The organism is Paracidovorax avenae ATCC 19860 (genome assembly GCF_000176855.2).
GTDB classification, from domain to species: Bacteria; Pseudomonadota; Gammaproteobacteria; order Burkholderiales; family Burkholderiaceae_C; genus Paracidovorax; species Paracidovorax avenae.
The window spans coordinates 1,906,601-1,926,127 of the sequence record NC_015138.1; the positions used below are offsets into that span (position 1 = coordinate 1,906,601).

15 protein-coding genes and 1 tRNA gene are annotated in these 19,527 nt (G+C 70.2%); 8 read left to right on the forward strand and 8 right to left on the reverse strand.

What is annotated here, in order from left to right; all coding sequences use genetic code 11:
- Positions 1 to 17: 17 nt before the first annotated feature.
- From ACAV_RS08490 to ACAV_RS08500, 3 genes are all read right to left on the reverse strand, one after another.
- Positions 18 to 1,415, reverse strand: a complete 1,398-nt coding sequence (locus tag ACAV_RS08490; protein ID WP_013594156.1) for a DUF1329 domain-containing protein — start codon at positions 1,413 to 1,415, stop codon at positions 18 to 20.
- Between the two features lie 71 nt (positions 1,416 to 1,486).
- Entirely contained in the window at positions 1,487 to 2,158 is a 672-nt protein-coding gene (locus ACAV_RS08495) for a cytochrome b (protein ID WP_013594157.1), read from the reverse strand.
- Between the two features lie 47 nt (positions 2,159 to 2,205).
- On the reverse strand, positions 2,206 to 3,663 hold the full coding sequence (locus tag ACAV_RS08500; protein WP_434799803.1) for an aldehyde dehydrogenase family protein: 1,458 nt from the start codon (positions 3,661 to 3,663) through the stop codon (positions 2,206 to 2,208).
- Positions 3,664 to 4,037: 374 nt separating this feature from the next.
- On the opposite strand from ACAV_RS08500, the gene ACAV_RS08505 reads away from it, so the two are divergent.
- The 4 genes from ACAV_RS08505 (at position 4,038) to ACAV_RS08520 (ending at position 9,853) form a co-directional block, all read left to right on the forward strand.
- On the forward strand, positions 4,038 to 5,006 hold the full coding sequence (locus tag ACAV_RS08505) for a helix-turn-helix domain-containing protein (RefSeq protein ID WP_013594159.1): 969 nt from the start codon (positions 4,038 to 4,040) through the stop codon (positions 5,004 to 5,006).
- A gap of 270 nt (positions 5,007 to 5,276) precedes the next feature.
- The gene (locus ACAV_RS08510) at positions 5,277 to 6,749 is read left to right on the forward strand and encodes an APC family permease (RefSeq protein ID WP_013594160.1); all 1,473 of its coding nucleotides are present in this window, start codon (positions 5,277 to 5,279) and stop codon (positions 6,747 to 6,749) included.
- Between the two features lie 30 nt (positions 6,750 to 6,779).
- On the forward strand, positions 6,780 to 8,339 hold the full coding sequence (locus tag ACAV_RS08515; protein WP_013594161.1) for a methyl-accepting chemotaxis protein: 1,560 nt from the start codon (positions 6,780 to 6,782) through the stop codon (positions 8,337 to 8,339).
- Between the two features lie 143 nt (positions 8,340 to 8,482).
- Positions 8,483 to 9,853, forward strand: a complete 1,371-nt coding sequence (locus tag ACAV_RS08520) for an aspartate aminotransferase family protein (protein ID WP_013594162.1) — start codon at positions 8,483 to 8,485, stop codon at positions 9,851 to 9,853.
- 78 nt (positions 9,854 to 9,931) lie between these two features.
- Here the strand turns inward: ACAV_RS08520 and ACAV_RS08525 are convergent, their stop codons facing one another.
- The gene (locus ACAV_RS08525; protein WP_013594163.1) at positions 9,932 to 10,672 is read right to left on the reverse strand and encodes an IclR family transcriptional regulator; all 741 of its coding nucleotides are present in this window, start codon (positions 10,670 to 10,672) and stop codon (positions 9,932 to 9,934) included.
- Between the two features lie 486 nt (positions 10,673 to 11,158).
- On the opposite strand from ACAV_RS08525, the gene ACAV_RS24535 reads away from it, so the two are divergent.
- On the forward strand, positions 11,159 to 11,611 hold the full coding sequence (locus tag ACAV_RS24535; RefSeq protein ID WP_013594164.1) for a hypothetical protein: 453 nt from the start codon (positions 11,159 to 11,161) through the stop codon (positions 11,609 to 11,611).
- A 159-nt stretch (positions 11,612 to 11,770) separates the two neighbouring features.
- Positions 11,771 to 11,986, forward strand: a complete 216-nt coding sequence (locus tag ACAV_RS08535) for a hypothetical protein (protein ID WP_013594165.1) — start codon at positions 11,771 to 11,773, stop codon at positions 11,984 to 11,986.
- Between the two features lie 28 nt (positions 11,987 to 12,014).
- Here the strand turns inward: ACAV_RS08535 and ACAV_RS08540 are convergent, their stop codons facing one another.
- Both ACAV_RS08540 and ACAV_RS08545 read right to left on the reverse strand, forming a co-directional pair.
- Positions 12,015 to 12,437: a hypothetical protein gene (locus ACAV_RS08540; protein ID WP_013594166.1), complete on the reverse strand. Its 423-nt coding sequence runs from the start codon at positions 12,435 to 12,437 to the stop codon at positions 12,015 to 12,017.
- Positions 12,438 to 12,678: 241 nt separating this feature from the next.
- Positions 12,679 to 12,755: transfer RNA gene (locus ACAV_RS08545), tRNA-Arg, on the reverse strand.
- Between the two features lie 185 nt (positions 12,756 to 12,940).
- On the opposite strand from ACAV_RS08545, the gene ACAV_RS08550 reads away from it, so the two are divergent.
- Entirely contained in the window at positions 12,941 to 14,698 is a 1,758-nt protein-coding gene (locus ACAV_RS08550; RefSeq protein ID WP_013594167.1) for a cation:proton antiporter domain-containing protein, read from the forward strand.
- Positions 14,699 to 14,742: 44 nt separating this feature from the next.
- On the opposite strand, the gene ACAV_RS08555 is transcribed toward ACAV_RS08550, so the two are convergent.
- Both ACAV_RS08555 and ACAV_RS08560 read right to left on the reverse strand, forming a co-directional pair.
- On the reverse strand, positions 14,743 to 16,599 hold the full coding sequence (locus ACAV_RS08555; protein WP_013594168.1) for a M14 family metallopeptidase: 1,857 nt from the start codon (positions 16,597 to 16,599) through the stop codon (positions 14,743 to 14,745).
- A gap of 211 nt (positions 16,600 to 16,810) precedes the next feature.
- Positions 16,811 to 18,628 (reverse strand): DEAD/DEAH box helicase, encoded by a 1,818-nt coding sequence (locus ACAV_RS08560; protein WP_013594169.1) that lies wholly within the window; start codon positions 18,626 to 18,628, stop codon positions 16,811 to 16,813.
- Between the two features lie 364 nt (positions 18,629 to 18,992).
- Between ACAV_RS08560 and atpC the strand changes: the two genes are divergently transcribed.
- Positions 18,993 to 19,448, forward strand: coding sequence for an ATP synthase F1 subunit epsilon (atpC, locus tag ACAV_RS08565; RefSeq protein ID WP_013594170.1), 456 nt, complete (start codon positions 18,993 to 18,995; stop codon positions 19,446 to 19,448).
- Positions 19,449 to 19,527: the final 79 nt, after the last annotated feature.

A 19,527-nucleotide genomic window follows, 5' to 3' on the forward strand; every position in this document is an offset into this window, starting at 1 on the left:
TCCTGGGGGGCGGGGGATCAGCGCTCGCTGATGGCGCGGAGGTTGTCGGAGGTGTAGAAGCCCGGCTTGAACCGCGGGCCGGTGGGCTCGGTGAACCAGCGGATGTCCTTGCCGACGCCGACCGTGTGCGTGTCGAAGACGTAGCGGCCTTCGGCCAGGTTGTTCTGCACCATGGCCATCACGTCGCAGCTGCCGGTCTCGTAGACGGGAATCAGGAAGCCCTCGCGCATCTTGGCCAGCTTGTTCTGGCCGTCGAAGTCATCCATCAGCACCGGGGCCCAGCTGTCCTCGTCCAGATAGATGGTGCGTTTCGGGGCGGAATGGCGCATGCCGGACTTGACCGTCGCCTCGATCACCCACACGCGGTGCAGTTCGTAGCGGCGGTGCGTCTGCGCGATGAAGTCCGGTTTGGCGACGTCCTCGAACTTCGCCTTGAAGTCGAACGCGCCGAACGCGTTGTAGGGCACGTACATTTCCTTCTTGCCGACCAGCTTCCAGTCGAAGCGGTCCAGCGCGCCGTTGAACACCTGGGGCTCGTCCAGCGTGTACTGGTTCTCCATGCCGATCTGCGGCGCGTCATGCGAATAGGTGGGCATGCGCCGCACCCGCCGCTGGCCGGGGAAGTAGTAGAAGGTCTCGTTCTCTGCCTGGTTGATGTACTGCGTGATCGCCAGGGCCTGGCCGGCCAGTGCGGCAGGAGCCACGTAGCCGAAATACACGTAGAACTCCACGGGCGGCAGCGAGGACAGCTGGGTGGAGCCCTTGGCGCCGGAGGGGATGAACACGGTCTGCTCCGAATCGGCGCGGATCCATTCCGTGCTGCCGCGCCGCGGCGACACCGCGGTGATCGTGCCCTTGTAGTCGATGCCCACGCCGCGGTAGCGCATCTTGGAGTTCCACATCGCCTCCACGCCGGAGGAGGGGATGGGAAACGGATAGCCGGGCACGGTGGCTTCCTTCAGGCTCCAGCCGTCGTCGTTGAGCTTCGCGGTGCCCAGGTTCTTGCGGGTGTTGGCGGCGACGAAATCCGGCACGCCGCAGGTGCGGTGCGACGGGTACACGTCCATGCGGTAGTCCTTGCGCTGCCTGAGCATGGCCAGCTGGCCGGCACTGAGCTTGTCCGCGTACTTGTCCGCGTTGGATGCGTCGATGGTCAGCAGCGGCTTTTCATCCTTGTGCTTCCAGGATTCCACGCGCAGCTTGCCCCATTCCCATCCGGCCTGCGGGGCTTCGGCCCCCTGCCATGCGGGAATGGAGCCGTCCTTGTTGCCTTCCTTTTCCGCGCCGGACGGCGTGAGCTTGTCCAGCTGGGCGAGGTCGGCCGCGGGGGCGGCGAGGGGAAGCGCGAGCAGCTGGGCCGCGAGGACGGCCGTGCAGGTGGCGCGGAAGAAGGGGGCTGGGGGCTTGCGGACCATGGGATTCTCCGTGGGTTGGGTGGGTTCGATCGGTCGCCCGCGCGCCATGGCGGCGGCGTGCGGGGCACTGTCTAGCGGTGCGACGGCGGGGCCTTGGCGCCCGCCGGCGGTGCGGCAGGGGCGCGCCGGCGCAGTGGCAGCATGCGGCGCAGCACGTCGTCGCGCCGGATGAAGTGGTGCATCAGCGCGGCTCCGATATGCAGCGCCACGAGCACCCAGGCCACCCTCTTGCCGAGGAAGCTGTGGACCGTCCACATGGCGTCTTCAAGCTGGAGCGTGGTCAGGCCGAACAGGGAGCGGATCCATTCCGCGAACGCCGTGTCGCGGCACGCGGGAATGACGAACAGGCCGAAGTTCGTGGGGTCGTACGTGGTCATGTAGCCCGACACGGGCATCAGGATCAGCAGCGCGTAGAGCGCCCAGTGCGCCGCATCCGCCGCCAGTACCTCCAGGCGGGAGGCCGGGGCGTGCCGCGGGGTGGTGCCGAAAATGCGCCACAGCAGCCGCGGCAGCACCAGGAAGCCGATGGTCATGCCCAGCACCCAGTGGATGTTGAGGATCGGCACCACGCGCTGCGCATCGGGTGCCCAGCCAAACAGCGGGGGACGCACGCTGGTCTCCGGATCGACGACCCAGATCACGTAGTACGCGACCCCGTACGCGGCGATGAAGGCCGCGGCCATCGCCCAATGGAACAGCATCGAGACGCTGCCGTAGGCATCGAGGGTATTGCGCCATCGCATGGTGGGTCTCTTTCGCACGGAGGTCAGGGGGCAGAACTGCCGCCGGCTCAGGGCAGCAGGATGGTGATGACCTTCTCTTCGGTGTAGGCGATGGCGCCGGCCAGCCCGCCCTCGCGCCCGATGCCGCTGTCCTTCACGCCGCCCCATGGCAGGTTGGCCTCCAGCGGGCTCCAGCAATTGACCCCCACGGCACCGACGCGCACCGCAGCGGCGACGCGATGCGCGCGCGCCAGGTCGTTCGTCCACACCGTGGCCGCGAGGCCGTAGCTGGAATCGTTGGCCAGCGCGATCGCTTCCTCTTCCGTGTCGAACGGGATCACCGTGCCCACCGGGCCGAAGATCTCTTCGCGCGCGATGGTCATGGCGTTGGTCGCGTTGGCGAAGATCGTGGGCTTCACGAACCAGCCCTTGTCGGGCGACGAGACGCCGCCCGCGAGCAGTTCGGCGCCTTCCTCCAGTCCGATGCGGATGTAGCGGTTGACGCGCTCGAATTGCGCCTTCTTCGCCACGGGGCCCATCTGCACGCCCGGCTGGCGCGGATCGCCCACTGCCACGGCATCGGCGGCCTCGGCCAGCGCGGCCGCGAAGCGCTGCGCCAGGCTGCGCTGCACCAGGATGCGCGAGCCCGCCGCGCAGACCTGGCCCTGGTTCACGAACAGGCCCAGCGCGCAGCCGCGCAGTGCCTGCTCGAACGAGGCATCGTCGAAAACGATCTGTGCGCTCTTGCCGCCCAGCTCCAGGGTCACGCGCTTGAACGAGGCCCCGGCGATCTGCTGGATCGCGCGGCCGGCCTCGGGGCTGCCGGTGAAGCTGATCTTGGCGACGTCGGGGTGCTCGCACAGCGCGCGGCCCACCACGGCACCGTAGCCCGTCACCACGTTGACCACGCCGTCGGGGAAGCCGGCTTCCTTGCACAGCGCGGCCAGGTGCAGTGCGGACTGGGGCGTTTCTTCCGACGGTTTCACCACCACGGTGCAGCCGGCCGCGAGCAGGGCGGCCAGTTTCCACGTGGTGATCATCAGCGGCGAGTTCCAGGGAACGATGGCCCCCACCACGCCCACCGGCTCGCGCACGGTATAGGAGAGCGTGCGCATGCCCATGTACCCGCTGGTCGGGATGGTGCGTCCCTCGAGCTGGTTCGCCCAGCCCGCCGCCGCGCGCAGGTGCGACACGGCATTGGGCACGTCCATCATGCGCGGCTCCATGGGCGAGCGGCCGATGGCGTGCGCATCCATGTCGGCCAGCAGTTCCGTGTCGCGCTCCACGAGGTCTGCCAGGCGCAGCAGCAGGCGCGCACGCTGGGCCCCGCCGAGCCTGCTCCAGGCGCCGCCGTGCAACTGGGCGTGGGCTGCCGCAACGGCGCGCCGGATGTCTTCGGCGGTACCGAGCGCCGCCGTTGCGTATTCCTGCTCGTTCACGGGATCCACCAGCGCCATCCGGCCTCCGTCGGAGGCTTCTGCGGAGGCGCCATTGATGTAGTGCTTCAAGGAGTGGTTCATGGGCATGTTGCGGTGTGTGTTCTGCAAAGTGGGGAAGCACATGTCGCGCAATCACCCGTTTCCGGAACTGCCGCGCTGTGTGACGTTGCCGGAAGTTTCGGGTTCGACCTTCAGGCCGCGTTAGCCCAAATCAGCAACTGCATGTGCCGCGGCGCGGGCTTGCGCAGAACGGAACAGGCACCGGGCCGGTGACTTCTCTGCTGCCTGGGTGAACGCACCGTGATGGGGCGGTGCGGGAGTGCGTGGCTCACTGGCAGCGTGCGGATGGCGGGTTTTCCCGGCTGTATGTGGGAATTCGCGCTTGCACAATTCTTGCAATGTGGCAGAGCCGACAGGCCTGCACCCGCGGGTCGCGCTCGCGCAAGAGGTTCCGCCAGACCATGAATCAGTCGATCGATCGGTTTCAAGATATCCATGTGCATGCATCCGCAGTGCGCGAATGGCACCAGACCTACAGCCAGATCACGGCGGGGGCGTTGGAGAGTTCGCTCATCCAGTTGAACAGTGCGCGCTGCCATGTCTTCCGCGAGCACATCAACCAGCGCGTGGTGCAGCATGGGGAGGCGCCCCGCGGCAAGCTGTGCTTTGCCGTGCCCATCGCCATTCCCGGCTCCATCCGCATGCAGGGCCGGGAGGCGGACGACAAGAGCATCTTCGTGCTGCGGGGTGGCGAGGAGTTCATGTTCCACATGCCCATGGGCATGGACCTGCTGGCCATCACGTTCGAGCAGTCGTTTTTCGACCAGGCCCTCGCGGACACGCCGTGGGAGCGGGAGATCGGCATGCTGTTGCGGCAGCCGGTGATCAAGGTGCCGCAGCAGCGGCTCGAGGAGGCGCGCCGCCGGCTGCTCGCGATCTTCTCGAGGGCCATGGCCTCCGGCGATGCGGGCGTGCCGCTGCAGGGGGAGCCGCCGCAGGCGCTGGAGCAGGCCATGCTCGATGAAATGCTGCGGCTCGTCACCGATCCCGCCTGCGACCGGGCCCAGCGCCACGGCAGTTCCACGCACAGTTTCATCGTGGAAAAGTGCCATCGGCTCGCGATGTCCGACGCGGTCAACGTGCCCAGCGTCATGGACCTGTGCGAGCGCCTTCACGTGAGCCGCCGCACGGTGCAGAACAGCTTCCGCACGGTAGCGGAAACCACACCGCTGAACTATCTGCGCTCGGTGCGCCTCAACGGCGTGCGCCGCAAACTGATGTCCACCGCTGCGTCGGAGTTGTCCATCGGCGACGCCGCCTCGGCCTGGGGGTTCTTCCATCTGAGCCACTTCGCCGCCGAGTACCAGGAGCTGTTCGGCGAACTGCCGTCGCAGACGCGCCGCGCCGACGCGCGCCGGCTGGCGAGCTGAACGTTCCTGCAGGCTCTTCTCCCCGAGCGCAGGCACCCGCTCTGCCATCGGCAGGGAGTACCGCCGGGTGCCTTTCCTGCCGGCCTCCGGGCATGCCCTGCATCCTGGAAACCATGCCGCGCAGTGGCCCGCCGAACCGGCTTGCCGATCCGGGATATCGCGTACCGGCCGGCCGTTCTTAGACTGCGCCTGCTTCGGCCCGGGCCCGGCTTGCGCTCTTCGCGCGGCGTCCGGGTCCCGACATGACACGCCGAGCACGGAGATGAATGTATGGAATGGACAGACCCCCATGTGACCGGAGCGCAGCAGGCCGGTACGCCCTCCTCGACGGGCCTGCGGCGATCGACGCTCGGCGCGGGAGTCATCACGCTGCTCGTGATCTCCGCCGCCAGCCCGCTGAGCGTGGTGGCCGGGGGCTTCCCGATCGGCATCATGCTGGGCAACGGGGCGGGAACACCCGCGCTGGTGCTGGTGGCGCTGGCGCTGCTGCTCATGTTCGCGGCGGGCTACACCGCCATGGCCACCTGCGTCACCAGCGCGGGCGGCTTCTACTCGATGGTGGCGCGCGGCCTGGGCGGCCACGCGGGCGGGGCGGTGGCGATGGTGGCCATCCTCGGCTACGTCGTGCTGCAGTTCGGCCTGTACGGCCTGCTGGGGGCGGTGACCTCGGAGGCGATCCATGCGCTGTCCGGGTGGCAGTTGCCGTGGTGGTCGTGCGCGCTGGCGGCCATGGCCTCGGTGGCCTATTTCGGTTACCACCAGATCGACTTCTCCGCGAAGATGCTCGCGGGCTTCGTGGTGGCCGAGTACGTCGTCGTGCTGTGCCTGGACGTGCTGATCCTCGCGCACGGCGGCGCCGACGGCATCCACCTGCGGTCCTACACGCCGCAGGCCATCTCCAGCGGCAATCCCTTCATCGGCCTGCTGTTCTGCTTCGCCGCCTTCATCGGCTTCGAGGCCACCACCATCTACAGCGAAGAGGCCAAGGATCCGCGGCGCAGCATTCCCGTCGCCACGTATGCGGCGCTGCTGCTGGTGGGCTGCTTCTACTCGTTCTCGCTGTGGTGCCTCGTGATCGGCGCGGGCAGCGAAAAAGTCGTGGCGGCCATCTCGGCACTGGAGGATCCGACGAACTTCCTCTACCTGCTTTCCGACCAGTACGGCGGGCCGCAGCTCACCCTGGTGCTGCGCGGCATGTTCATCGTCAGCATCTATGCGGGCCTGATCGCGTTCCACAACTCCACGGCGCGCTATTTCTATTCCATGGGCCGCGAGGGCCTGCTGCCTGCAGTCCTGGGCCGCACGCACCCCGAGTACAAGAGCCCGCACGTCGCCTCGCTGCTGCAGACCGCACTGTGCGCGGTGGTCGTGATCGGCTTCGCGGTGGCCGGTGCGGACCCGGTGCTGTCGGTGTTCTCCTGGCTCAGCAACCTCGCATCGGTCTGCGTACTGGCCCTGATGGTGTGCACTGCCGCCGCAGTGATCGCGTTCTTCCATGGCCGGCCACGCGGCCACGGCCGCCTGCGCGTGCTGGTGCTGCCGCTGCTGGCCTGCCTGGGCCTGTGCGCGGTCCTGGCGCTCGCGGTGGCCAACTTCCACGTCCTGACGGGCGCCAGCCCCCGCGCGTCCATCGTGCTCGTGGGCGCGGTGCCGGTGGCGGCGCTGCTGGGCCTGTGGGCCGCGCGGCGGCTGCGCAGGCGCGAGCCCGGCCGCTTCGCGAACCTGGGCCAGGACCGGGCATAGCCCGCAGCCCGTCCGACGGCAGGTACCGGCATGCGCTGGATGAACGACATGCGGATCGGGGCCCGGCTCGGCCTCGGCTTCGGCGCGGTGATCGCGCTGCTGATGGCCCTCGCGGCCGTGGGCATCGAGCGGATGGCCGCGGTCTCGGCCAATACCGAGCGCATCGTGGACGACCGCTATGCCAGGGTGGCCCAGGCACACGCCATCGAGAACGCGGTGCACGCGCAGGCCATCGCGCTGCGCACGGCACTCATCGCCACCGACCTGGAGGCGGTGCGTGCAGAAATGGACAAGGTCGATGCCGCGGACCGCGCCATCGACGTTGCGGTCCGCGCGCTGCAGGACATGCCGGGCGCAGCGGAAAAGGGGCTGCCGACGCTGGACGGCGTGCTGGAGCTCCGCAAGGCCTACGCCTCGCGCAAGACCGAACTATCCCGGCTGGTGCTGGCGCAGAGCCTGGACGAAGGCGGGGTTTTCCTGGTGCAGCACATGCTTCCGGCGCAGCAGGCCTACCTGGCCGCCATCGAACGCTTCGGCAGGGCCCAGGCGGACGGCATGGTGCAGTTCGGTGCCGACGCCCTGCGCACGGCGCGGCTCGCCCAGGCGGCCATGGCGGTCCTGGCCGCTGCGGCCCTGGCGCTGGCCGCGGGCATCGCCGTGGTGCTGACGCGCTCGATCACCGGCCCCCTGTCCGAGGCCCTGGCGCTGGCCTCGACGGTGGCGCGCGGCGATCTCAGCGTGCGCACGGAGACCCGGCGCGGTGACGAGGCGGGCCAGCTGCTGGGCGCGCTGCAGCGCATGGCAGAAAGCCTCGCGGGCATCGTCCGCCAGGTGCGCGAGAGCAGCGAATCCATAGCGGTCGGTGCGTCGCAGATCGCCTCGGGCAACCTGGATCTTTCGCGCCGCACCGAGGAGCAGTCCTCCAGCCTGCGGCAGACCGCTGCGGCCATGGAACAGGTCTCCGCGGTGTCCGGCCAGAACGCGCGGGTGGCGGGCGAGACCGCCGCGCTCGTGGAGGAGGCTCGCATCGCCGCGCAACAGGGCGGTGCGGCCGTGCGTGAAGTGGTCGCGGTGATGGGCGAGATCGCTGCCGGCGCGCGCAGCATCGCCGACATCACGGGCGTGATCGACGGCATCGCCCGGCAGACCAACATCCTCGCTCTGAATGCGGCGGTGGAAGGCGCCCGCGCCGCGGAGCATGGCCGGGGCTTCGCCGTCGTGGCGGCAGAGGTCCGCGCGCTGGCACTGCGCGCCACCGCCGCTGCCCGGGACATCAAGGCGCTGGTGCAGGCCAGTACGCTCCGGGTGGACGAGGGGGCGCGGCTCGTGCAGGGCGCGGGCGCCACCATGGAAGCGGTCGTGCGCCACGTCGGGGGCATCGCGCAGCGGGCCGCCGGCATCGACGACGCCAGCCGCGCCCAGAACCAGGACATCGTGCGGGTCGCGGAGGCCATGGGGTCGATCGACCATGCGACCCAGCGGAACGCCGCGTTGGTGCAAGAGTCCGCCGCTGCCGCGGGCAGCCTCAGCGACCAGTCCGCCCGCCTCGCCGGCGTGGTCCGCTCCTTCACGCTGGAACGCGAGGCATAGCGCCGCCGGAACAGGCCGCAGTTCCGGTTGCCGATTCCGGCTAACCCGTCTTCCGCAGCTTGGATGACCATCACCTGGCGCTCCACGGCGTGCGGCGCATCCGCCGCACGCCATCCCGCAGATACGCAACAAGGTACGTTTTTATGACTGAAGCTGAACTGGAAGCCCTGAACTTTGCCGATGCCCCGAAGATGGTGTCCACCGCCTTTCCCGGCCCGAAGGCGGCCGAAGCGCTGGCCCTGTCCGCGCGCACGGAATCGATGGCGCGCGGCGGCGGCCGCATGCCCGTCGTGATGGACCGCGCTTTCGGCGTGACCTTCAAGGACCCCGACGGCAACGTCTTCGTGGACCTGTCCGCCGGTGTCGGCGTGAGCAGCGTGGGCCGCTGCCATCCGGAGGTGGTGAAGACCATGCAGCAGCAGGCGGGCGACCTGATGCACGCCATGGAAGTGAACAACACGCGGCGCACCGAACTGGCGGCGAAGATCTCCGAGATTGCGCCCGAAGGACTGCGCGGCGACTGCATCACCTTCTTCACGCAAAGCGGAAGCGACGCGCTGGAAGCGGCCGTGAAATTCGCCAGGCGCGTCACCGGCCGCCACCAGATCGTCGCCTTCCACGGTGGCTACCACGGCATCTGGCAGGCTTCCAACGCGCTCACCACGGGCACGGCCTACCGCAAGGGCTACGGCCCCTTCATGGGTGGCGTGATCCATGCGCCCTACCCGTATGCCTACCGTTTCCCCTTCGACACCACGCACAAGAGCGCCGAGCAGATCGCGGGCGAGTACATCGACTACCTGCTCAACACCCCGTACACCGCTGCCGACGATGTTGCTGCGGTGATCGTCGAGCCCGTGCAGGGCGAGGGCGGCTACGTGCCTCCGGCCCCGGAATTCCTGCAACTGCTGCGCAAGGCCTGCGATCGCAGCGGCGCGCTGCTCATCGTGGACGAGGTGCAGTGCGGCGCGGGACGCACCGGAAAGATGTGGGCCGTGGAGCACTCCGGCGTGAAGCCCGACATGCTGACCTTCGGCAAGGGCATGGGCGGCGACGTGCCCATGGCCGGCCTGGTCATGCGCTCGGACCTCGCCGCGAAGATCCCGGACGGCTCCGCTCCCAACACCTTCGCGGCCAATGCCCTCTCCGCCGCCGTGGCGCTCACCAACATCCGCCTGCTGCAGGACCCGGAACTGAACCTGGTCCAGCGCGCCCACGATGTGGGCCTGGAGGCGCAGGAGTACATCCGGGGCTTCAACAGCCCCTACGTGGGCGAAGTGCGCGGGCGCGGGCTGATGATCGGCATCGAACTGGTCGAAGACCAGGCCACGCGGGCCCCGCTGACCGGCGAGAAGCTGGGGCGCCTCATGGGCTACGTGCTGAGCCACGGGGTGCTGATGGTGCCCTGCGGCCGCCATACCAACGTGATGCGCGTCATGCCATCCCTCACCGTGCCGCGCTCGCTGCTGTTCAAGGCGCTGGACGTCTTCGGCCGGGGGCTGGCGTCGCTCTGAACGCCGTGCGGGCCGCCGGTGGTCCTCCTGGCCTGGTGGGGAGGATGCCGGCGGCTGCGGCCACGGAGCGGCCGCTCCTCATTGCCGGGCGATGCGCTCGGTCAGCTCGGCCGCAGCCTCGGTAACGAGCTTGCACAGGAAGCCTTCCTGGAAGGCCTTGAAGCGCTCGCTGCGTCCCACCAGCGTGATGCTGCCCAGCACGCGCTGCTTCTCGTCGAACACCGGCGCCGCGATGCCGATGCGCTCGGGGTGCAGCTCTCCCTCGCTGATGCAATAGCCCTGCTTGCGGATCGCCAGCAGGCTCTTGGAGAAATCCTTCCACTGCAGGCCGACATGCTCCAGTTCGGGCCCGGCTGCATGCGCGTCGTAGATGCGGCGGATCTGCCGCGGCGAGAGATAGGCCAGCACCACGCGGGCCGTCGCGCTGTGGAACAGGTCGATGGGCTTGCCGCGCCCGCTGTCCGCTGGCGCGGCATCGCTGCCGCGCTGCAGCAGCACGTTGATCACCACGTCGCCATACAGCTCGCTGATCAGCGCGTCCAGCTGGGTTTCCTTCACCAGCCGGTCGATCAGGTCGCGGCTGCGCACCAGCATCGGGTCGTAGTCGGTCATCTGCCGCTCCAGCGCGATGATCCGGGGGCCCAGCGCATAACCGCGCGGCAGCCTCACCAGCAGCCCCACGTCGCCGAGTTCGCGCAGGTAGCGGTACGCGCTCGCGGGGGTGTAGTCCAGTTCCCGGCAGATGGTATCGACGTCGATCACCGGCTGTTCCGGGCGAAAGAGGTCGAGCACGGCGAGCATTCGGCGCAGGCTGTTCATGGGTTCTTCGAAAGATGGAGACGGTGCCGGCTGCCATGCCCGGGGGGCACATGCCGTGCGGTGGTTCGGACCTGCGCGGCACCGGAAGGTGGCCGCGGCCCCGGGGCCGGATGCATCTGCCTCCCGTCGCCGCAGGGGCTGCAGAGGCGCCCGCGCCGCATGTATGTTACGGCAGAACACCGGGGCTGCTGCGCGTGTTCCGGTGCCGCGTGCGCAGAGACTGACGCCCCCGCGTGCGTAGGAGGGCGCGCCAGTGCGCATCGCGATGGTCACGTTCCGATGCCAGACGTGTAGTGGCTGCAACTTCCGTGAACCGCATTTGCCGTGCTCGTGGATATCCGCTGCGATTCCTACAAACGGCCGAGCCGGCGCAGGAGGAAGCTGGCGTCCAGGCCCGGCAAGCCGTAGCGGGCGCTGCCGCTGCCGCGGTCCCATCCGGGAGCGCACGGCCTGCAGTCCTCAACCACGACACAAGGAGAGTCATCCATGAACAGGAATCCACAGATGCGCAAGACGCTGCGGTACTGCGCCGGTGCGCTGATCTCGGGCGCGTTGCTGATGGGCGCCCCGCTGACGCAGGCGCAGGCGGCGGGCGGGTCTTCCGGCGGCGCCATGGGCGGCAGCACCGCCGATGCCCCGTCCCCCCGGGCCAGTGGCGCCAGCAAGCGCTCCGGAGCCCATCCGGATGGCCGCAGTTCCGGCGCGCATTCCGGCAGCGGTTCCGGAAGCTCCGGTACCGGCTCGGGCGGCAGCGGCGGCACCCCGGGAAGCGGTGGTGCAGGCAGCAACGGCTCGGGCGGTTCCGGTACGGGAACGGGCAGCGGTGCCGGCGGTTCGGGCATGGGGCCCGGCGGCACCGGAGCCGGTGGCTCCAGCGGTGGCGGTACCGGTGGCAGCGGTGCTGGCAGCGGCGGTGCAGGAGGCGCCACTGGCCGGTGAGCAGGCCCTGCAGCGCCAGCGCGGCGGGAAGGGCGTGCGCCGATGCGCTACGCCGGCGCTGGCGGGCGCGGTCCTACAGCGCCTGCCTCGCCCGTCCCACCCCGCGCACTTCCTGCCAGGAGCCCAATAGGGGCTCGCAGCTTGAAAAGGAGGTGCCGCATGTCCGTCGTCCAATGCTCGGGAGGCTCCGCCTTCTTCATCGCCGAAGGTGCACGTGCGCGCCAGATGGGGCAGCGCGACCTGCCGCGTTGGCAGGTCCAGCTCGGCGACGTCGAGCCCTGCCCGGATGTCGAGGACATTCCCGACAGCCGCCAGACCGTGCAATCCCAGTTCGCGGACGAAGACGTGCCCCGCCACCGGCAGTGGCTGGGTTGAGGCCATGGTTCCGAGGCCGTGATGCGCTTCAGCGGCGCAGCCGGCAGGCCGCCCGCACCAGCCGGTCGGCCTGGTCCGGTATGGCCTTGAACGTGACGGGTGCCTCCCCTTGCCGGAAGGTCCGTTCCGCGGACGCCGCACCCGTCCAGCCTGGCAGGGCATAGAAGCGCATGCGGGTGTACCAGGCCTCCCTCCGGGAGCAGTCCACCACCACCAGGCTCTCGTGGCCGCGGTACGGGCCCCCGCCATAGGCATCGCGCAAGGTTTCCCGGGTGACGCGCACTTCCACGCTGATCAGGTCGCCCTCGAGGTGCGTGACCGACTCCGGGCGGATCTGTATCAGGTCCCGCTCGGCCAGCGCCGGGTCCCCATACACGGTGAACCATCCGCCATCCGCAGTGGATGTCAGGGAAAGGGTGGCCAGCAGGACGCCGGCAATCAGAGCGTGCATGGGTGGGGCGCCAGAGGGTGCACCATTGTGATCAATTCGTGCATTACCCCCATCGTGCCATGGGCTTGCCGGCATGCAAGGGTGCGGGGTGACCATCCGGGCTGCTTCACACCCCGCACGGCCGCCGGACCGAGAGTGGCCACGGTACCGGCCCAGACCCCGCGTCCACCAGAATAGGGGCGCCATCCCGATACGTGCTGTGAAGGCAGGTAAGTTGCTTGTCGGTGTGCGTGGGAAGCCTTGGCCTGCCCGGAGGGACTCGAACCCCCGACCTATTGCTTAGAAGGCAATTGCTCTATCCAGTTGAGCTACGGGCAGATGGTGGGAAGCAGGCCGGCTGCCGCGGCGCTTCCGAGGCCCGTGATCATACCCGCGCGGCAGGCAGCTCCGTGGCGCGGGGGCATCGCCGCCGGGCCGCTTTGCGGTTATAACGGAACGCAGCGAGATCGCTTCCACCGCCCCTCCCGCGCGCTGAGCGCTGCCAAAGCCCCATCCTTTGACACATGCCCCATAGCGTCGCCCTCATCCATACGATCGCCGTCGGCCTCGGCCTGGCACTGCTGCTGGGTTTCCTGGCGACGCGGGTGCGCCTGCCCGCCCTGGTGGGCTACCTGCTGGCCGGCGTGGCGATCGGGCCCTACACGCCCGGTTTCGTGGCCGACGGGGCCATGGCCAGCCAGTTGGCCGAAATCGGCGTCATGCTGCTGATGTTCGGCGTGGGCCTGCACTTCTCGCTGGGCGACCTGCTCGCCGTGCGCAAGATCGCGCTGCCCGGCGCCATCGTGCAGATGGCCGTGGCCACGCTGCTGGGCGTGGGCCTGGCCACCTGGTGGGGCTGGGGCCTGGGCGGTGCGCTGGTCTTCGGCCTGGCCCTGTCGGTGGCCAGCACGGTGGTGCTGCTGCGGGCGCTGGAAACGCTCGGCATCCTCGATTCCTATACGGGCCGCATCGCGGTCGGGTGGCTGGTGGTGGAGGACCTCGCCATGGTGCTCGTGCTGGTGCTGCTGCCGCCCCTGGCGGGCTGGCTCGGCGGCACGCCGGAGGGCGCGGCCGATGCCGTGGCCCATCCGCCGCTCTGGAAGACCGTGGGCTGGACGCTGGCGCAGGTGGGCGGTTTCGTGGCCGTGATGCTGCTGGTGGGGCGCCGGCTTTTTCCCTGGATGCTGTGGCAGGTGGCGCGCACGGGCTCGCGCGAGCTGTTCACGCTGTGCGTGGTGGCAGCGGCCGTGGGCATCGCCTTCGGCTCGGCCGCGCTGTTCGGGGTGTCGTTCGCACTGGGCGCGTTCTTCGCTGGCATGGTGATGCGCGAATCGGAGTTCGCCCACCGCGCCGCGCAGGAATCGCTGCCGCTGCGCGATGCCTTCGCCGTGCTGTTCTTCGTCTCCGTGGGCATGCTGTTCGATCCGCGCGTGCTGCTCGAGCGCCCCCTGCAGGTGCTCGCCGTGGTGGCGATCATCATCTTCGGCAAGACCTTCGCGGCGGCCGCGCTGGTGCTGGCCTTCCGCTATCCGCTCAATACTGCGCTCACCGTGTCGGCCAGCCTGGCGCAGATCGGCGAGTTCTCGTTCATCCTCGTGGGCCTGGGCGCGTCGCTGGGGCTGCTGCCCCCGGAAGGTGCGAGCCTGGTGCTGGCGGGCGCGCTGTTTTCCATCGCCCTCAACCCCATCCTGTTCCGCGCCATCGCGCCGCTGCAGGACTGGCTGCGGGCGCGCTCGGCCTGGGCGCGGCAGCTGGAGCTGCGCGACGATCCGCTGGCGGAACTGCCCGAGAGCACGCACCAGCGCTACCTGGCCCGCCAGGTGGTGCTGGTCGGCTACGGCCGGGTGGGGCGCCGCATCGCCGCTGCCCTGGCGGCGCGCGACATTCCCTTCGTGGTGGCCGAGCAGAACCGGGAACTGGTCGAGTGGCTGCGTACCCAGGGCATGGCCGCCGTCGCCGGCGATGCCGTGGAGCCGGCCGTGCTGATCCAGGCGCACATCGCGCGGGCCCACATGCTGGTGATCGCCACGCCGGACACGCTGGACGTGCGGCAGATCGTCGCCACTGCCCGCACCCTCAATCCCGCCATCGAGACCGTGGTGCGCACCCACAACGAGGAGGAGGCGCAACTGCTCGAAAGCGAGGGCGTGGGCAAGGTCTTCCTGGGCGAGGAGGCGCTGGCCGTGGCCATGACCACCCACGTGGTGGCCATGGCGGCCGCGCAGGAGCGCCAGGCCGCCACCGTGCCGGGCGCCCTGGACGAGCGGCACGCGTCCGTCTGATCCGCCGGCGCGTACCGCGCGGCGCATGGGCGCCGCGGTTCAGGTCAGTCCGGTTCCTCGAACACCAGCGTCGGCGTGGTCATCACCCGGGCCGTGTCGCCCAGCGAGCCGATGAGTCGGTTCGCGAAATAGCTGTTCTGCGTGTCCGGCTCCAGCGCGGCGACCGCGAGGTTCGCCAGGGGCTGGTTGAGCGGCACGTAGTAGCTGCCGGCGGGCGCATCGATGGCGGTGCGCACGGTCTCGACCTTCACGCGCACGGTGTCCGTCGCGCCGGCCACGGTGCCGCGCACGTCTTCCCGAGGAGCGGTGTCGCGCGCGGTTTCTCGGTAGGTGTCGGCCAGCAGCGATCCCTGCTCGGCCACGCGCATCACCTGCACGCCCATCATCTTCAGGTGGTCCACCGCCTCGCCCGCCGAGGGGCCGAGCCAGTAGCCGCAGGGGCGCGGGCGGCTGGTGAGGATGCGCAGGTCGAGCGACGAGTTCCATTCCACGCGCACGGTCTTGTCGGCACCGGTCTGCGGGTCGAGCATCAGCAGGTCGCGCTGCGTGGCGGTCGGGCCCGCATCCACGGCGACCTCGCCGCGGCAGGCCTGCGCGACCGTGTCGCGCGCGACGAACGAGCGCACCTGCTCCAGGTTGGCGGCGCGCTCGGCCGTGCTGCGCAGGGCGCTGGTCAGCGCCGTCACCTGGGTGTGCACGCGGCGCTGGATGTGCGTGCGGCCGATGCCCACGCCGCGCGTTTCCACCAGCAGGCTGACCGCGTTCTTGAGGCCGTTCACGTTGCGGCCGGTGTCCGGCCGCGTGCCGCCCATGGAGACGCGCATGTCCGCCGGATCGGTGGAGGTGGTGTAGTACCAGTCGCTGGTCAGCCCCTGGCCCTGCAGGGCGGCCGACATGGGCTGGTAGTACCACTCGCGCGAGGCCTTGGTGAGGAATTCCGGCACGTTGGCGGTGGTGGCGTACTGCATCAGCGCGTCGTAGCGCTGGATGCCGCCGAACTTCTGCAGGAAGCGGCCGACCACGGTGTATTCGTGCGCATCGACGATGGCGATGGGGCGGTAGTCCCGCACCAGGCGGGCCAGCCCCTGCGCCTCGGGCGTGGTGAGCAGCAGGTGGTCGCGGTTCATGTCGGTGCCGTTCGCGGTCACGCGGGTGCCGGCTTCCGCGCCGTCGGGGTTGGCGCGCGGCACGACGACGACGTTGATGCGGTCCAGCAGCGGCTCCAGCAGGCCCTGCGTGAGTTCGCGCGCGATCACCAGCAGCGCTTCCGAGCCCGCGGGTTCGTCGCCGTGCTGCTGGCCGATCAGCACCACGGTGGGCCGGCCGCTGGCATCCAGGTCCTGCAGCGAGGTGCCGGCTCCGCGGGTGGCCACGAGCGCCTCGAGCGGGACGCCACGCTGCGAGCGGCCCCACTCGATCACCGCCGTCTTCGTCGCGCTGCCCGCCTGGGGCGCGAGGCTGTGCAGCCACTGCGAGGCCTCGGCGTTGGTGGTGAAGGCCCGGCGGCCGTCGGCCAGGCCGGGCGTGTCGTAGCGCACCGAGGGATCGGGGAACCGTGCCGCGACGGCGGCGGAATAGGGCAGGGCCTCGGCCGGCGCGGCGGCGGAGGGCGGCGCCGCGCCTTCCGGCTGCGGCACGATGGGGGTTTCGGTGATCGGGGTGGTGACCACTTCCGCGCGCGTGGTGCCCAGCGGCGGGGGCACGGCGCGTGCGGGAGCCGGTCGCGTCTGCGCGGTGGAGGGCAGGGGCGTCGGCGCGCTCGCGGGCCAGGGGGGCAGCGGCGTGCTGCTGCAGCCCGCCGCCAGCACGGCGATGGCCAGAACCAGGGGAGCGAGCGCGCGGGGCGGCAGGCCGGGAGCGGCGGTCCTGGAGGGGCGGAGGGCGTCGAATGGCTGGTTCATGGTCGATCGGGCCGCGTTCGGCCGGGGTTGGCAGGCGGGGCCGATGTTACCCGGCGCCGGGGCCGCGCCGTGTCGGTGGCAGTCCCGTGTGCCGGGGCATTCGGGCCCGGACGGCTGGAAACGAAACGGCGCGGCACGGAACGGTCCGAAGACCGCCCGTGCCGCGCCGTGGGCACGAGGCGCCGCCCCCGGTTAGGGGCCGCGCGGAGATTCAGCGTCCGTAGCCGCCGCCACCGCCGCCACCGCCGCCACGGGGGCCGCGGTTGCCGCCACGGCCGCCGCCGTAGCCACCACCACCGCCGCCGCCATAGCCGCCGCCACCACCGCCACCGCTGCGGAAGCCGCCGCCGCGCCGGCCGCTGGACATGCTGTCCACGCTGGTGCGCATCGGATCGGGCTGGCCGCCGCCACTGCCGCTGCCATGGCGCGCGGGGCCCAGGTGGGTGCCGAGCTGCGTGCCCAGGTGGGCGTTCTCGCGCCGCGGCTGCAGGTCGTCGGAGCGGTGGCCGCCTTCGCTGCGCGGGGGGCGGTTGCCACGGCCGCCGCCATTGCCGCCGCCACCGTTGCCGGAGCGCGGATGGCCGCCGTTGCCGGGATGGGCCGCGCGCGGGCCGTTGCCCTGGCCCTGGCCTTGGCCTTGCGCACCGCCGCGGCCGCGCTGGGGCTTCTGGCCACCGTTGCTGCCGCCTTCGCCCTGGCCTTGCGCGCCGCGTCCGCCGGACTTGCCGCCGCCGCTGCGTTCACCCTGGGTGGCCTTGTTGGTGCGGATGCGCTCCATCATCTCGCTGCGCGCGGCCTTGGCAGCTGCCTGCATGACCTCGCGGCTCGGCGGCTTGCCGGCGCCGCCCCAGATGGTCTGGCGGCCCATGGCGATCGGCTCGGCCTTCTCGCCTTCCTCGGGGCCGAAGCCGTCGAGCACCTGCACCGGGATCTCCTGCTTGGTGAAGCGCTCGATCTCCATCATGAAGCCTTCCTCGTCCATGCAGACCAGGCTCACGGCCTCGCCGCTGGCGCCCGCGCGGCCGGTGCGGCCGATGCGGTGGACGTAGTCCTCGGGAACGTTGGGAATCTCGTAGTTCACGACGTGCGGCAGCTCGTCGATGTCGATGCCGCGCGCGGCGATGTCGGTGGCCACCAGTGCGCGGATGTCGCCGCTCTTGAAGCCGGCCAGCGCCTGGGTGCGGGCGCTCTGGCTCTTGTTGCCGTGCAGCGCCATGGCATTGACGCCGTTCTTGGTGAGGAATTCGGCCACGTTGTTGGCACCGAACTTGGTGCGCGTGAACACCAGCACCTGGCTCCAGTTGTGTTCCTGGATGATGTGCAGCAGCACCTGCTTCTTCTTGCCTCGGCCCACGGGATGGATCACCTGCGTGATGCGCTGCACCGTGGTGTTGCGCGGCGTGACCTGGATGCTCTGCGGGTTCTTGAGCAGGGTGTTGGCGAGTTCGCGGATCTCGTCGCTGAAAGTGGCCGAGAACAGCAGGCTCTGCTTGTCGCGGGGCACCAGGGCCAGCACCTTCTTCACGTCGTGGATGAAGCCCATGTCCAGCATGCGGTCGGCTTCGTCCAGTACCAGGATCTCGACCTTGGAGAGGTCCAGGAAGCCCTGCTGCTGCAGGTCCAGCAGGCGGCCGGGGGTGGCCACCAGGATGTCCACGCCGCGCTTGATGCGGTCGATCTGCGGGTTCATGCCCACGCCGCCGAAGATGACGGTGGACTTCACGTCCAGGTGCTTGGCGTAGGCGCGGAGGTTTTCCTCGACCTGCGCGGCCAGCTCGCGCGTGGGGGTGAGCACCAGGGCGCGGATGCCGCCGGCGGGCCGGGCGGTGCCGCCCTGCGTGAGGCGGTGCAGCATCGGCAGCGTGAAGGCCGCCGTCTTGCCGGTGCCGGTCTGGGCTCCGGCGAGGAGGTCGTGCCCTGCGAGCACGGCGGGGATGGCCTGGGCCTGGATGGGAGTGGGGGTCTCGTAGCCCTGCTCGTGCACGGCTTTCAGAATGGCCGGGGCCAGGTTCAGTTCGTCAAAAGTCATTCAAGGAAGCGCCCTCTCCGGGCGCGGGAGGCATCGGCCTGTCGCAGGACCCGGGGGAGGGGGCTGCGTCCAGTCAAGGCAGATGGGATTCACGAATGGGAGCCGGAACACCGCGTGGCGGCTTCCTCGTCCCCAGCAGGTTGCTGAGGCCGCCGGTTCCTGGTGCCGGCGGCTGAGGCGCTATTGTGGCACGAGATCGCACCACACCGTGCGCAGGGACACACTGCAGGCGTGGCCGTTGCCCGCGCCGGACTGTCCCGGGCTTAGACTGGCGGCCTGTCATTCACGTTGCGGTGGCCAGGCCGCCATCGGGATTTACCCGGTGCGCTGCCATGGCCGCCACGCCAGCCCGCGGACCCGCCCCATGCCCTCAACGCCCTCGTCATCGCCCGCCGCAGCGCCGGACGGCGCCCTGCAACTCGACATCGCCCACATGGAAGGCCTGGTCTGGTCCGGCCCGGTGCGCGTGGTGGGCCTGCCGGGCGCGGAGGGCGCCTTCGGCGTGCTGCACGGCCACACGCCGCTGCTCACGCGGCTGCGCGCGGGCTTCGTGCACATCGAGACCCCGGCCGGCGAGCGCATCGAGGTGTATGTGTCCGGCGGCTACGTGGAGATCCAGCCCGCACGGGTCACGGTGCTTGCCGACACTGCCGTGCGCAATGCCGACCTCGACGCCGCGCGCGCCGAGGCCGCGAAGCAGGCGGCTTCCAGCCTGCTCGGCGGGGAGCTGGCCCATATCGACCACGCCCTGCTGCACGCCGAGATCGCGCGCGCCGCGGCGCAGTGGACGCACGAAGCGCGCAAGCTCTCCGGGCGCTAGCGCCCGCCCTCCGGCCGGGCCTGCCATCCCGCCCGGCGCAAAGCATCCGATAATCGAGGGCAAAGCCTCCGCCGCGCGG

Bases quoted from the DNA above. Each gene is read 5' to 3' on its own strand.
- ACAV_RS08505 (WP_013594159.1), top strand. From the start codon at position 4,038: ATGAATCAGTCGATCGATCGGTTTCAAGATATCCATGTGCATGCATCC.
- ACAV_RS08515 (WP_013594161.1), top strand. From the start codon at position 6,780: ATGCGCTGGATGAACGACATGCGGATCGGGGCCCGGCTCGGCCTCGGC.
- ACAV_RS08520 (WP_013594162.1), top strand. From the start codon at position 8,483: ATGACTGAAGCTGAACTGGAAGCCCTGAACTTTGCCGATGCCCCGAAG.
- ACAV_RS08550 (WP_013594167.1), top strand. From the start codon at position 12,941: ATGCCCCATAGCGTCGCCCTCATCCATACGATCGCCGTCGGCCTCGGC.
- atpC (WP_013594170.1), top strand. From the start codon at position 18,993: ATGCCCTCAACGCCCTCGTCATCGCCCGCCGCAGCGCCGGACGGCGCC.
- ACAV_RS08490 (WP_013594156.1), bottom strand. From the start codon at position 1,415: ATGGTCCGCAAGCCCCCAGCCCCCTTCTTCCGCGCCACCTGCACGGCC.
- ACAV_RS08500 (WP_434799803.1), bottom strand. From the start codon at position 3,663: ATGCCCATGAACCACTCCTTGAAGCACTACATCAATGGCGCCTCCGCA.
- ACAV_RS08560 (WP_013594169.1), bottom strand. From the start codon at position 18,628: ATGACTTTTGACGAACTGAACCTGGCCCCGGCCATTCTGAAAGCCGTG.
- ACAV_RS24535 (WP_013594164.1), top strand. From the start codon at position 11,159: ATGAACAGGAATCCACAGATGCGCAAGACGCTGCGGTACTGCGCCGGT.
- ACAV_RS08535 (WP_013594165.1), top strand. From the start codon at position 11,771: ATGTCCGTCGTCCAATGCTCGGGAGGCTCCGCCTTCTTCATCGCCGAA.
- ACAV_RS08510 (WP_013594160.1), top strand. From the start codon at position 5,277: ATGGAATGGACAGACCCCCATGTGACCGGAGCGCAGCAGGCCGGTACG.
- ACAV_RS08495 (WP_013594157.1), bottom strand. From the start codon at position 2,158: ATGCGATGGCGCAATACCCTCGATGCCTACGGCAGCGTCTCGATGCTG.
- ACAV_RS08525 (WP_013594163.1), bottom strand. From the start codon at position 10,672: ATGAACAGCCTGCGCCGAATGCTCGCCGTGCTCGACCTCTTTCGCCCG.
- ACAV_RS08540 (WP_013594166.1), bottom strand. From the start codon at position 12,437: ATGCACGCTCTGATTGCCGGCGTCCTGCTGGCCACCCTTTCCCTGACA.
- ACAV_RS08555 (WP_013594168.1), bottom strand. From the start codon at position 16,599: ATGAACCAGCCATTCGACGCCCTCCGCCCCTCCAGGACCGCCGCTCCC.